Origin of the sequence: Haladaptatus sp. DYSN1 (genome assembly GCF_029489995.1) — an archaeon.
Classification (GTDB): domain Archaea; phylum Halobacteriota; class Halobacteria; order Halobacteriales; family Halococcaceae; genus QDMS2.
The window spans coordinates 37,100-50,320 of record NZ_CP120470.1 but is presented as its reverse complement, the minus strand read 5'-3'; the positions used below and the strand labels follow the sequence as shown (position 1 = coordinate 50,320).

Annotated in this window: 11 protein-coding genes; 2 read left to right on the top strand and 9 right to left on the bottom strand. The window is 63.0% G+C overall.

Annotated features, from left to right (window positions below; translation table 11 throughout):
- Positions 1 to 55 precede the first annotated feature (55 nt).
- The 5 genes from P0648_RS00280 to P0648_RS00260 all read right to left on the bottom strand — a co-directional run bounded on the left by P0648_RS00280 (position 56) and on the right by P0648_RS00260 (position 7,589).
- Positions 56 to 1,831, bottom strand: a complete 1,776-nt coding sequence (locus tag P0648_RS00280; protein ID WP_277504814.1) for a nitrite/sulfite reductase — start codon at positions 1,829 to 1,831, stop codon at positions 56 to 58.
- Positions 1,832 to 2,074: 243 nt separating this feature from the next.
- Positions 2,075 to 2,713: a molybdenum cofactor guanylyltransferase gene (locus P0648_RS00275; RefSeq protein ID WP_276246252.1), complete on the bottom strand. Its 639-nt coding sequence runs from the start codon at positions 2,711 to 2,713 to the stop codon at positions 2,075 to 2,077.
- Between the two features lie 15 nt (positions 2,714 to 2,728).
- Positions 2,729 to 4,012, bottom strand: coding sequence for an MFS transporter (locus P0648_RS00270; protein ID WP_369685109.1), 1,284 nt, complete (start codon positions 4,010 to 4,012; stop codon positions 2,729 to 2,731).
- A gap of 2 nt (positions 4,013 to 4,014) precedes the next feature.
- Positions 4,015 to 6,096 (bottom strand): assimilatory nitrate reductase NasA, encoded by a 2,082-nt coding sequence (nasA, locus tag P0648_RS00265; protein ID WP_277504803.1) that lies wholly within the window; start codon positions 6,094 to 6,096, stop codon positions 4,015 to 4,017.
- 356 nt (positions 6,097 to 6,452) lie between these two features.
- Positions 6,453 to 7,589 carry a thiolase family protein gene (locus P0648_RS00260; protein ID WP_276246254.1) on the bottom strand — a complete coding sequence of 379 codons (1,137 nt, stop codon included), beginning with the start codon at positions 7,587 to 7,589 and terminating at the stop codon, positions 6,453 to 6,455.
- A gap of 117 nt (positions 7,590 to 7,706) precedes the next feature.
- Between P0648_RS00260 and P0648_RS00255 the strand changes: the two genes are divergently transcribed.
- Both P0648_RS00255 and P0648_RS00250 read left to right on the top strand, forming a co-directional pair.
- On the top strand, positions 7,707 to 9,074 hold the full coding sequence (locus P0648_RS00255) for an ATP-binding protein (RefSeq protein ID WP_276246255.1): 1,368 nt from the start codon (positions 7,707 to 7,709) through the stop codon (positions 9,072 to 9,074).
- Positions 9,074 to 9,898, top strand: a complete 825-nt coding sequence (locus P0648_RS00250) for an MBL fold metallo-hydrolase (RefSeq protein WP_277504799.1) — start codon at positions 9,074 to 9,076, stop codon at positions 9,896 to 9,898. The genes P0648_RS00255 and P0648_RS00250 overlap by 1 nt, the downstream gene beginning before the upstream one ends.
- Here P0648_RS00250 and P0648_RS00245 read toward each other — a convergent pair.
- The 4 genes from P0648_RS00245 to P0648_RS00230 form a co-directional block, all read right to left on the bottom strand.
- Positions 9,893 to 10,858 carry a DUF5787 family protein gene (locus P0648_RS00245; RefSeq protein ID WP_276246257.1) on the bottom strand — a complete coding sequence of 322 codons (966 nt, stop codon included), beginning with the start codon at positions 10,856 to 10,858 and terminating at the stop codon, positions 9,893 to 9,895. The genes P0648_RS00250 and P0648_RS00245 overlap by 6 nt on opposite strands.
- A gap of 322 nt (positions 10,859 to 11,180) precedes the next feature.
- Entirely contained in the window at positions 11,181 to 11,864 is a 684-nt protein-coding gene (locus tag P0648_RS00240) for a haloacid dehalogenase type II (protein ID WP_276246258.1), read from the bottom strand.
- A gap of 38 nt (positions 11,865 to 11,902) precedes the next feature.
- Positions 11,903 to 12,148: a hypothetical protein gene (locus P0648_RS00235; protein WP_276246259.1), complete on the bottom strand. Its 246-nt coding sequence runs from the start codon at positions 12,146 to 12,148 to the stop codon at positions 11,903 to 11,905.
- 109 nt (positions 12,149 to 12,257) lie between these two features.
- On the bottom strand, positions 12,258 to 13,169 hold the full coding sequence (locus P0648_RS00230; RefSeq protein ID WP_277504797.1) for a helix-turn-helix domain-containing protein: 912 nt from the start codon (positions 13,167 to 13,169) through the stop codon (positions 12,258 to 12,260).
- Positions 13,170 to 13,221: the final 52 nt, after the last annotated feature.

The window sequence follows — 13,221 nt, the reverse complement described above, 5'->3', positions numbered from 1 at the left end:
GGGGGCCACGTCAGCGGAGACGTGCTGTAGGGCCGATGGACGGTCACGAGTCGCGTCAGTCATCGGCGGAGAGCGGCGTCCCGTCGTGGGCCGTCGGAGCGGGACTTTCACCGGTGGCAAAGGGGTACCACGACTGTTTTGCGTCGGTCAGACATGGGTCCTTGTAAGTCGTTTCTTCGGGTTCACAGAGTTCGACGATGGCCTCTGGCCCGGTCGCCTCGACCCACTCACGAAACGACTGCCCCTCCTCGCGGAGGGCGGCGAACGACTCCATCAAGTTCTTGATGGCGCCGGGAATCTCGTCTGCGGGGATGCGCTGGCGCACCCACTCGACGAACGAGGGTTCCGCACCGATGCCGCCACCGACGCCGAGGTCCATCGCTTCGACCATCTCCCCATCTTTCCGAGCACGCATCCCGAGCAAGCCGATGTCGGCAGTGTTCGCCTGTCCGCAGTCGGCCGTACACCCCGAGTAGTGGATGTGGACGTTTTCCACGTCGTCGGGCAGCGAGACGTTGTCTCGAAGCCACCGCAGTAGCCGGGCCGTCCGCGCCTTCGTCTCGGTCAGCGCGAGCGAACAGAACTCCGTGCCGGTACACGCGATGGCACCGCGCTGGAATGGATTCGGCTCGGGGGTGTGCTTCGCGAGGAGCGGGTCGCCGAGGAGGTCGTTGAGTGCGCTCTTCGGCACGTCCATGATGAGCGGGTTCTGCCGGCGAGTCAGGCGTACCTCACCGCTACCGTACTCGTCTGCGAGGTTGGCGAGTGCGAGGGCATCGTCCGCAGTGAGTCGACCGACGGCTACGCTCAAGCCGACGTAGTAACGCCCGTCTGCCTGCTCGTGGACGCCAACGTGATCTGCCTTCCCCTCACTCGGTGGTTTCCCGGCGTTGTACGTGTACGCTTCTCTGATGTCTGTCCCCGCTGTCTTGAGCGGGCCATCGACGTACTCGGCTTCGAGCAGGTCACGAATCTTCTCTGTGCCCCACTCGGTGACGAAGAACCGACTGCGATTTTTCGAGCGAACCTCCCGATTGCCGTGGTCGTGGTACAGTTCGACGAAGCCGCGGACTACGTCGTAGGCCTCCTCGGGGGTGACGAACACGTCGAGTGGCTGAGCCACCTTCGGTTTGCGACCGCCGAGACCGCCGCCGATGCGGACGTTAAAGCCCATCACCGGTTTGCCGTCCTCCTCCTCCTCCTTCCGGGCGGGTTCGAGGCCGATGTCGTTGATGCTGTCCTGGGCACAGCCCTCCCGACAACCGGTGATGCTGATGTTGAACTTCCGGGGCATATTCGCGAGCGAGTTGTCGGTTCTGAGTTCCGTCCGAACCCGTTCGAGAATCGACTTGGTCTCGACGAGCTCGTGGGTGTCTTTTCCGGCGACCGGACACCCAGAGATGTTTCGCATCGTATCGCCCCCCGACGAGCGCGTCGAGACGCCTGCCGCCTCCAGTCGCTCCCAGATGGCGGGCACGTCTTCGAGCTTCATCCAGTGAAGCTGAATCGATTGTCGGGTGGTAAGGTCGAGCCAGCCGTTACCGAACTCGGGGTTCGAGACCGGACCCGTCGAGAAGTCGCGGGCCACCTCGGCGATAGCCCGCAGTTGCCCGGGTTCGAGTCGCCCGTTCGCGTTCGTCAGTCGCATCATGAAATAGCTCTCCTGGCCCCGCCGCTGATGGAATAGCCCCCAGAACTTGAACCGGGTGAACCACGCGTCGCGTTCGTCATCGGGAATCGAGTCCCAGCCAGTTTCAGCGAACGAGAGGAGTTCCTCACGCACGTCGTCTCCGTACAGACCGTCCTTCCAGTGTTCTTTTTTGTGTACCATGTTTATTTCCCAAACGAATGTCTATTTTTGAATCTGATTGTTCGACATTCGGCTCTATTTTTCCTGTCAGGATGTGCGCAACGAGACTATTTAATGCTAATCGTTGAAATAATAAATTTAATAGTGTCTTTAGTTGTCGGATGGCCAGTTTAATAGTGAATAAGGGTTGTATAAGGATGTATTCTGTCTACTTTCTGGACGAATATGTGTTCGCACGTCTACTAATATTTTGAATCAATGACATTATCGGTTTGGCACGTTCGGGCGGTTCGCGCGGGCAATCGCGCCTCGCAGATCGGCGTGGGTATTGACGTTCGTGAAGGCGTCTCGTCCGGCGTGGGCCGTGGCTTCGCGTTCCGGAATCACGACCGGGTCGAGCAGTGCAACCAGGTCGTAGAGACTGCCGTCTCGCTCCCGAACCACCTCCGTGCAAACCGATTCGGCAGCCCGGACGTGTACGACCGCCGGAAACGGCGTGATGTGGTCACGAAAGCGAGTGACAGTCCCCGTCTTTGTGTCCGCTCGCGAGAACAGGAAGTCGAGAAATCCAGCGGAAAGAAACGGCATATCACAGGGCACGGCTGCCGCGTACTTCGCCTTCGTCGCTCGCAGACCGGTTCGGATGCCGGCCACCGGTCCACGGTCTGGAACGCGGTCGACGGCGAAGCGCACGACGTGGTCGGCGAGGGCTGACTCGATAGCCTCTCGTTGGGCCCGCCGACAGTTGACGACGACCTCGTCGACCGCCGGCGCGACCGCTTCCACGACGTGCCAGATGAGCGGTTTACCGAGCAGGGACGCCAACGCCTTGTCCTGGTTCTCGAACCGGGCGGACCGCCCGCCGGCGAGGACGATTCCGGCGCGTCCCGTATCCGCTTTCATCGAGGGATGCTCCGTTCAGTCATCGCTCGAACCAAAGCCACCGAATCCATCGACGTGGGCACGCTCTGCGATGACGGGCCGGGCGACGTAGGCGTTGAGCAGGACGATTGGCACCATGATGGTGGCCACGATGATGTAGCCGCCGTGGATGGCGCCGACCGACGCCGCGTAGGAGTAGACGAGCGGGAATCCGATACCGCCGAACGTCCCAATGCCGCCGACGATGCCCGCTGCCGCCCCGGAGTTGTTCGGGAACATCGCGGGAACCTGCGCGAAGATGGCTCCTTCGCTGAACGCACAGGCCACGCCGACGAGGAACCCGACGGCCACCGTGAGCAGGACGCTCCCCGTTTGCCCTGCGAGCGTGAGCGCGCCGAGCGAGACAACGATGGCGCTCAGGCAGACGACCGTCCACTGTTCGCGGTAGCGACCGGTGAAGACGGGGAGGACGTTGCGTTCGGTTCTGACCACCCAGTCGCTGACGAACCCGCCGATGGGCCGTAAGAGGCCGGCGGCGAGCGAGAACGTAGCCGCAAATGTACTCGCCACCACGAGATTCGAGCCGAACCCTTCCCGGAAGTAGGTGGGAAGCCACCCGTTCATCGAGATCTCGAGGCCGAAGCTCATCACGTAGCCAAGCGCGAGGGCGATGACGCCGTAGCGGGTCGCCGTGTGGGCGACGGCTTCGAGGGTGGCCGCCTCACGGTTCTTCGTGGCACGTTCCTCGGTGGCGGCGTCCTGGCCGAGCACGTAGTAGGTGACCGCCATCACGAGGGCGACGATGCCGGTATAGAAGAACGCGGCACGCCAACCGGTGTCGAACAGGGGGCCACTCCAACCGTCGAACAGCCGTGGGAGGATGAGTGCCCCGCCTGCCGCGCCGGCGTTGCCGATGCCGGCGTAGACGCCCTCCGCGGTCCCGAGTTGTTCTTCGGGGAACCATTGGGCGACGTGCTGGATGCCGACGACGAAGGTGATGCCCGCGGAAGCGACGACGAGTCGTTCGATGAAGAGTACCTCGTAGCTGGTGGCGAAGGCGCTCGCGATGCTGAATACACCCACGTAGCCAAGGACAATGGCGAATACCGTCGGCGCACCGTAGCGGTCAGAGAGCCATCCTGTGAGCATACGACCGGGCGGGGCGGTCCAGATGGCCGCGCTCGCGAGGATGCCGAGGTCGGTGAGGGAGAGGCCGAACTCGTCGGCGATGGCCCCGGTAAACGGGGCGAAAGAGAACCAGATGAGAAACGAGAGGTTGAACGCCGCCGTGGCGAGCACGAGCGTCCGCCACTTGGTCATCCTCATCTGCGTCCCTCCGGCGAGGAGATGGCTGCCTTCTCGTGGAGCGCGGCAGACGGCGCGGAAAGGGCCACTGCACACTGTTTGTAGTTCGGTTCGTTCGATCGCGGGTCTCTCGCGGCGATGGTCAGCTCGTTGGTCATCGGATGGTGAATCGGGAGCCAGACGAGTCCAACAGGGATGGCATCGTCCCGTTCGACCCGCGCCGGAATCGCACCCCGGCGCGAGGTGAGCACTGTCTGGTCGTCAGTAATCTGGTTATCGTACGTTCCTGCGGTGGCCGGGTTGATGCGCATTCGAACGGGCGCACCGTCGCCGTCGCGCGACCGGACACCGGTGTTGTAGCCGTCGGGCTCGCGGCCCGTCGTCAACACGAGGGGGTAGTCGTCGCTCGCTGGTTCGGGAAGTGCAGCGGGAAGAGTGGCGGAAAATCGTGCCTTCCCCGACGGGGTCGGAAATCGCCACTGGCCGTCTGCGTAGTACCGATAGCCACCCGAAGATTCCGCGTCGGGCGCGGGCCAGCGCACGGCCAACTCGGCGTTCAGCCGGTCGTAACTGATGCCCGAGCAATCGGCGTTCGTCCCCGCGGTGAGAGCGCGGAACTCGTCGAACACGGCGAACGGCTCGGGGCGGTGGCTCGGGAACACAGATGGTGCGAGACGCGCACCGACTCCGGCGATGATATCGCGGTCGGAGCGAACCCCGGACGGGGTATCCGTCGCCGGGCGCACCCGCGAAACGGTCCGTTCCATGTTCATGGCGGTGCCGTCTGATTCTCCCCACGTCGCCGCTGGCAGCACCACGTCTGCGTACTCGACCGTCTCCGAGCGAAAGGCGTCCTGGACGACGAGAAACGTCTCCTCGAACGCTCGACGTGCGGCCGACGCATCTGGCAATCCAGCGACGGGGTTGGTCGCCACAGTCCAGAGGACCGACGGCGCTGTCTCCACGATACCGACCGGGCCGGGACCGCTCTCTGCGGGCAACCGTGAGACTGGGACGCCCCAGTGGTCGGCGACGGTTTGTCGCTCGTCGGGGTCCTCGTACGACCGCTGGCCGGGCCAGGACCCCTTCGAGGAACAGACGCGCGTTCCCATCGAGTTGGCCTGTCCGGTGAGCGAGAACGGTCCGGTTCCCGGGCCGAGATTTCCGGTGGCGAGACAGAGGTCGACGAGTGCACCGGAGGTGGCCGTCCCCCGAACGCTCTGGTTGACCCCCATCCCCCAGTAGATGAGCGTGTCGCGTTCGAGTGCGGCAGCGAGTCGCGCCACGACTGCTTCGGAGACGCCCGCCTTCTTCGCCGCCGCCGCGACGGTCGGCAATCGGGCCACCAGCGCGTCGAATCCACTCGTGTGCGCCTCGATGAACGCCCGGTCCACGCGATTGGTTTCGACGAGGGAGGCAAGGACGGCGCGGGCGAGTGCCTCGTCGCCGCCGGGAGTGAGCTGGACGTGGCAGTCGGCCTGTGTCGCAGTCTTCGTCCGGACAGGATCGACGACCAGCAGTTCGCTGTCGTCGGCGCGGGCAGACGTGTAAATCCACCTGAACATGACAGGGTGGGCGACCGCGGGGTTGGCCCCCCAGACGATGTGCGACGACGCCTTGGGGATGTCGTCGTACGTTGGCGGTGGCGCGTCGCTCCCGAAGGCATCATAATAGGCGGTTACGGCGCTCGCCATGCACAGCGTGGTGTTCGCGTCGTAGTTGCGCGTCCCGACCACGCCCCGAGCGAGTTTTCCGAGGAGGTAGGCCGCCTCGTTGGTCTGCTGGCCACTGCCGAGAATCGCCACGTCGTCAGGCTGCGTGGCCATCGCGTCCTCAATGGCCGTCGAAACTCGGGTGAGGGCGGCTTCCCATGTCGTCCGAACGAGCTCGCCGTCCTTGCGGACGAGGGGTCTCGTCAGCCAGTCACCCCCGGGATTCGCTGTCTCGCGAATACCTCGGCCACAGGCGAGACCTCTGTTCACCGGGTGGTTCGCGTCGCCTCGCACCGAATCGATGCCGTAACCGATATCCGCTCCGACCTGAAGGTGGCCACACCCAACGGCACACCGCATGCACGTCGTGGGAACGGGGTCGCTCACACGGCCACCTCCGATTGACCAAACAGACTAATCCTACGTTCGTCGAACAACAGTAAAAATTCCGTTAACCCATTTCGATATTGCATGCTTTAGCGTGACTGATTCGAGTAATAAAACGATAACTGTTGAAAAAAGAATTTTCTGATGAATTTTTAGAGACGTGTGTCTGGTTTATAATGAACTTTAAACTCCTAAGTCACATATTCCGTCCAGATAATTGGATATTTTCTGGATGAATGCAACAAAATACTTTGGCCAACGTCCGTGTACATCTCTATGCGCGAACTCGAATCTGCGCACGAACTTCGGTGAAAAACGACTCGGCCGAGCACTGGGTGCTCACAGGGGTCGTCGCTCTATCGGCTGAACTCGATAGCGGCCCCTTGGCCAAAGCCGACGCACAGCGTCGCGAGCCCGTTCTCTGCGTCCTGCTTGATCATCTCGTGGATGAGGGTGACCGGGAGGCGTGCGCCACTCGCGCCGAGTGGGTGGCCGATGGCGATTGCGCCGCCGTTTACGTTGAGTTTCTCCTGGTCGATGCCGAGTTCGTTCGCGGAGTAGACACACTGGCTCGCGAACGCCTCGTTGATTTCGTAGAGGTCGTAGTCCTCGATGTCGGTGCCCGAGCGTTCGAGCAGGCCGCGGGTCGCCGGAACGGGGCCGATGCCCATCACGGTCGGGTCGACGCCGGCGACGTTGTTGTTGCCGACTTCGGCGAGGATGTCGAGGTCGCGTTCCTCTGCGAAGGCCTTCGAGGTGACGAGCAGGGCTGCTGCGCCGTCAGAAATCTGGGAGGCGTTGCCGGGGGTGACGGTGCCGTCTGCTTTGAAGACGGTCGGGAGGCCAGCGAGTTTCTCCGCGGTCGTGCCGGGGCGGAGACCCTCGTCTTTGGTGATTTTCTCCTCGCCGTTGTCGATTGGGACGATTTCGTCCTCGAAGCGGCCGGATTCAGTTGCCTCGACGGCGCGCTGCTGGCTGCGTGCGGCGAACTCGTCTTGCGTCTCGCGGGAGATGTCGTACTCCTCTGCGACCTTTTCTGCGGTCATGCCCATCTGGAGTTCGGCGACGTTGTACACCTCGTTCATGCGTGGGTGGGTTTTGTGGGTGTTGCCGCCCATCTCGACGCGGGACATGTTCTCGACGCCGCCCGCGATGATGGCGTCGCGCTGGCCGGCGCGGATGGCGTCGGAGGCGGAGATGAGCGCCTGCATCGAGGAGGCACACCAGCGGTTGATGGTCGTCGCGGGGACGGATTCGCCGAGTTCCGAGAGGAGCGCGATGACGCGGGCGACGTTGTTGCCCTGTTCGTCGCGCTGCTGGGCACAGCCCCACATCAGGTCGTCGATGTCCTCGCCTGCGAGGTTCGTTCGGGCGAGAATTTCGTTGATGAGCGGAATCGAGAGGTCCTCAGAGCGAACGTCTGCGAACACGCCACCGTCTTTCCCTTGCGGGGTTCGGACAGCCTGGACGATGACGGGAGTGTTGTCTGCCATGGCTGTCTCTAGAGGACCGGTGCGTGTTAAACCCACTCGAACCCACATGGCTAGCACCGAGAGTTTATTCGGCCTGTTCGACGGTCTTATGCCACTCCCACTCTTATTCCCCCGAGAATGAGCAGCCCGGAGCTTGACGTCGTTGAGTTCTTGTTGACGACACATCTCTACAACCAAGACCGCGACCGCGATGAGAACGACCTGCCGCCCCGATATCGCCGGGTTTTCTGGGGCGAGGATGGCATCGAACGACCGCTTCCCTCGACCACGAAGAAGGCCGCCGCGGCCACGGGCGTCGAACACCCCTGGGAAGCCGTCTCGGGGTTGATGTTCACGGACTTCGACGACTTCAATCAGGTCATCAAACTCACCGAGGCCGACCTCGCGAAGCAGTGGTATCTCGACCGTGCCGACCCAGAGCGCATCATGGGCGTCCCGACGCTCACCGCCGCCTTCGCCGAGGAAGTCGAGGACCTCGATTACGACCGCGCTCGCGCCGAGAATCGACCACTGCGTGCCGACCGCGTCTGGATTGACAGCCTGTTAGAGGAGTACTTCGACAGCGAGGAAGAAGAGGAGATGCTCGACCTCGTGGACGTGCTCGCGCCCGAGGAAATCGAGATGAGCTTAGACGACCTCGTCCTCACCGAGGACCAGGAGGGCGAGATTCTGAAAATCATGAAGGCCATCGAGCATCGCGACTACCTCGCCCAGATTGGCCTCCGCGAAATCGGGAAACTCCTCTATGTCGGCCCGCCCGGAACCGGGAAGACGACGACGGCACGCGCTCTCGCCCACGAACTCGACCTGCCGTTCGTCGAGGTGAAACTGTCGATGATTACGAGCCAGTATCTCGGTGAGACGGCAAAGAACGTCGAGAAAACGTTCGAGGTCGCAAAACGCCTCTCGCCGTGTATCCTGTTCATGGACGAGTTCGACTTCGTGGCGAAAACCCGCGCGTCGGACGAGCACGCGGCCATCAAGCGCGCCGTGAACACCCTGCTCAAGTCCATCGACAACATCAGCCTGGTGCAGGACGACGTACTTCTCATTGGGGCGACGAACCACCCCGACCAACTCGACGCGGCGGCGTGGCGACGCTTCGACGAAATCGTCAACTTCCCGAAGCCGGACCACCAGATGCGCTCTGACATTCTCTGGGTCATCACCCGGAACATGGAAATCGTGGATTTCGACCCCGGCGAAGTTGCAGACCTCACCGAGGGGCTGACCGGCAGCGACCTTCGTCTCGTGATGCGCGAAGCCGTGCTCGAAGCACTCACCGAAGAGCGGATGGTGCTCACCCAGCAGGACCTTCTCGACGCGATTACCGACTTCGAGGAACGTGATACGCTGAAGGACCTGGACATGATGAACGGCGACCACGACGCGCTCATCGCGGGCGGGAGCGACTTGCCCGGCGGCTCCGACGACGGCCACGATCACGACCACGACGACCACGATCACGACCACAGTCACGACTGATGCAGGTCACGCTCCTCGGGACGGGTGACACGACGGGGACGCCCACGCCGAACTGCGACTGTGACACCTGCGTCGAAGCCCGGGAGCGTGGCGTCCACCGCAGCCGATTTTCCGTCCACATTCACAACGAACGCACCGAGGAGACGCTGCTCGTCGATGTGAGCCCCGACTTTCGCCACCAGTTTCTCACGAACGACGTGCCGCTCCCCGACGCGGCGCTCATCACCCACATCCACTTCGACCACGTCGACGGCCTCGGCAACGTCTATCGCCTGCTCTCTGACCTCCCCGTGTACGCCGCAGACGAGACGGACCCAGTCACCGGCGAGAGCGTCGCCGAAACGATTCGGGACAAATTCGACTACCTGAGCGCCATCACCGTCTGCGACTTCTCGCCGTTCGAAACTCGGAGGATTTGCGGCCTCGACGTGACGCTCGTGCCGGTTGACCACCCGCCGCTGCTCTGCTACGGACTCACCGTCAAAGACCCGGAGACCGGCGCGAAACTCTCGATTTCCGGTGATACGAGCTTCGAACTGCCCGACGACTCACGAGAACTGCTCAAAAACCCGGACCTCCTGCTCGCCGACGGCATCGTCCCGGGCCACCTCTCCGAGTACCACCCCGCCGGCGGAAGCCACCACGACGCAGATGGCACCGCCCGAACCTTCGGGACGAAACACATGACTCGCGAAGGCGCGATTGCTCTCGGCGAGGAACTGAACGCCTCAATCACTCGCCTCGTGCACATCGCCCACTACTATCCCGTCGAAGAAGCGTTCGAAGACCCGCTCGCCGTAGACGGCGAGCAGTATCAGCTATAGAAATCGGTCGAGGCCGCTCTGTTTTCGCGGGCCACTCGGGTTCGCGACCCACGGTGTCCGCCCGTCGCGGATGGCTGTGATGTCTACTGCGGGCGGGTCGGCCGGTTCGTAGCCGGGACACGCCGGCCCGCACGCTTCTGCCGGATTGACGATTGCATCTTTCCACTCGCAGTAGGGGATGCCATCGGCTCCTGCAACCACCGTCGTCGCCCCGTGGACACACGCCGGAAGGTCGAAACTTCGCCAGCCTTTGCCATACGCGCGCTCGGCCATCCGGCGGCGGAGTCGGGCCTTTTCTTCGGGCGTCGCGACGCGCATGTCGGTCCGCCCGGCGAACTCGTCGACGATGTCTACGCCCGACGCAGACGGGTCAAGCGGGGTCGGTTCCCGCACGACTTCGAGCCCCCCCGTTTCGGGTCGAAACCGCCAGACACCGACTTCTGCGGGGATGCGGTTCAGGTGCGCCCGTGTCACGTAGGATTCAGTGGCGAGAATCACCTCGTCGAACACGCCGAGAGAGACGTCTTTTCGCAACTGGAGTTCCAAATCGCCCGGCACGGAGAGGTCTGGTTTGTTCTCGATGCCGACGACCTTCCCGAACCAGTCGTCGGGATAGCGCGCCGTCTGGCGGACGTAGAGGCGTGACCCCCGGCGCACGCGCTCGAAGAAACCGATGTCGATGGCGCGCTCTGCGACGCTCCGTGCCCGCTCTGGGTGCATATCGAAGCAGTTGCGGTAGTATTTGGCCTGCCCGACGCCCGCACTGCTCTCGATGGCCGCGTCGGGAATCTCGTGGGGTGTAATCGACGCCCGGGCGTCGAACTCGGGGCCGGGTTGGACGCAGACGATGTCCATGATGCGCCGCCCGTGGACGCTCGCGCCCAGTTGGCGGGCGATAATTTGCGCTCGCTCGCGCTCGAGCTGGGCGCACAGGGCCACCTCGAACGCGAATTCAGACACGTATGAAGGGTGGTGTTGGTGGCTGAAAAACCTCGTGCTAGATGGAGTTTTGTGTGGGTATTCTGGAGCTGTGTCACACGGGGCTTCCAACACCTCGAAAGCCCCCGACTTCTCGACGGCTGCACCTCGCTGCGCGCTTCGCTCGCCGAGAAGTCGGCCCCTTTCAGTCCCACCCACGTGGTTTGCCTCCCCGCTCTACGGGCCGGGAAGCGCGTCTCGTCGCGCGACCCGGGGGAGGGCAGGCATGCTATCTCTCATTGTGGCTCGTGATTCGTGCGGTCTTGGACCACTCACGAACTTCTCCCGAGCAACTTCGACCCTCCTAAACACCCAGCTCGTCAGCCAGGTCGTAAAACGTCTCAATCGTCAGGTCAGGCTCTCCGCCGAACGTCTCGTAGGGCGTGCCCTTCCTATCCACCCACACGCCTTGCATCCCGGCGTGCTGTGCGCCCATCACGTCGAACCAGCCGGCCGAAACGTGGGCGATCTCTTTTATCGGGGTTCCCGTCCGCCCCGCCGCGTGGCGATAAATCTCGGCGTCCGGCTTGAACGTCTCTACCTCGTGGGCTGAAATCGTGTCGGCGAGGAGGTCCGTGATTCCGGCGTGTTTCACCATCGAGTCGAGCATCTCGGGGTTTCCATTCGAGACGACGTAGCAGTCGTAGCCGCCGTCTTGCAGGCGCTCTATCCCGTCGCGCACGTCGTCGAACACGTCGAGTTCGTGGTAGACGGCGAGGATTTCGTCGCGCTCGTCGGTGGAGATGTCCACGCCGTGGACGTCTAAGGCGTACTGGAGGGCGTCGCGGTTCATCTCGTAGAAGGGCTGGTAGGCGTCAACGAAGTTCGCGACCATCGTGTACTCGATGGAGCGCGCGCGCCACAATTTAGAAACGGGTTCGGGGTCCGCAACCCGGTCCGCGAGCGCCTGCTCTGCGGCGTCTACGTCGACAATTGTACTGTACGAATCGAAGGTGACGGTCGTAACCCGGGCCGCGTCGAATGCCATGTCAGTGGGTTGCGCGCCGGGTTACAGAACTGTTTCCCTCACCGGGTGAGGAGCGACCCCACGGCGAACGGGAGCGCAAGCAAGCCGGCGACGCCACCGACCCACAGCGCCACGAACAGGGCTGGTGCGGGCAGGAGGGCCGTCGCCGCCACCGCGAGCGCGGCGAGTGCCGCGAACGCGAGGGTCACGAACAGCAGCGTGACGAGTGCGTCTGCGGCGGCGTCAGTGGGCGTTCTCGGGCCGAGTCGGGCGGCGGATGACAGGTGCGGGTTGGTTGCAGCCATGGGCTTCTTCCTCAGATAAAGAAAGGAGCCACGGCACCTTATATGATTCCTGAATTACATTTCTGTAAACGGGTGGACTGAACTGCGTTTCTGGAAGAAATGTGATAGTTCAGGCGGTCGTCCGCGAGTCGGCGGGTGCGGTGGCGGGGAACGTCTCTACGTCCGTCACGCGCAGGTCGCCGTCGAGGGTGACGCGCAGTTCCTCGTCGTCGAGCGGAATCGTGACCTGAATCGACCACGGGTCTTCGGAGACGATGGTGGTGTGGTTGTCGGAGACGCACCAGTCGAACTCCCAGTACGGCGTCGCACAGAGGTCGATGCCGTGATTTCGATGGAAGGTAACCACGTCCGACTGGTCGAGCAGTTTCAGCCCCACCGCAGAGCTAATCTGGTGGTTGCACTGCGCGCAGGTCAGCTCGACGCAGACCTCGCCCGCGAAGTCGGCGTCCTCGGCCCGTCTGAGGGTGGTCTCCATCCGCCCGGTACACTCGGGGCAGACGCCGTCGGCAGCGAGACAGTGGAGGTGGCGCACGCGCTGGTTGAACGCGGCCATGATCTCTTCGCGGGTGCGGTCGTTCAGGCCGCCCGGCGGGAAGGAGTAGCGAGAGTGAAATCGCCCGCAGACGGTGCAGTCGATGGTGATTTGTTCGTCGGCATAGGCGGCCTGTAGCCCGCCGCCGCAGTCGGCACACGACCCGGAAATCCCGAACGAGGGTAGTTCCGGATCCTCGTTGAACGAGCCTTCGAGGACGGCGCGGACGACCTTCTTGCCCGCGTGGCGGAAGTCGTAGCCGTCGTCGGTTTTCTTCACGAAGTGACCGGTCAGCTTGCCGAGGTGGTAGTTGAATTGCGCGGAGTCGCGCATCCCGACCGACCGCCGGAGTTCCGAGAAACTGACGGGCCGCTCGGGAGCCGTCCAGAGCGCCTCCAGGATGGCGAGGCGCGTCTCGTTTGCGATGGTGGAGAACGCGTCGGCAGGGGCGAGACACTCCTCACAGTCCTGGATAGAGGATTCCTTCATTGTGGTAACAGTTGTGACCTTCCTGCAAAAAGGTTCAGTGAAAAAAATTTAG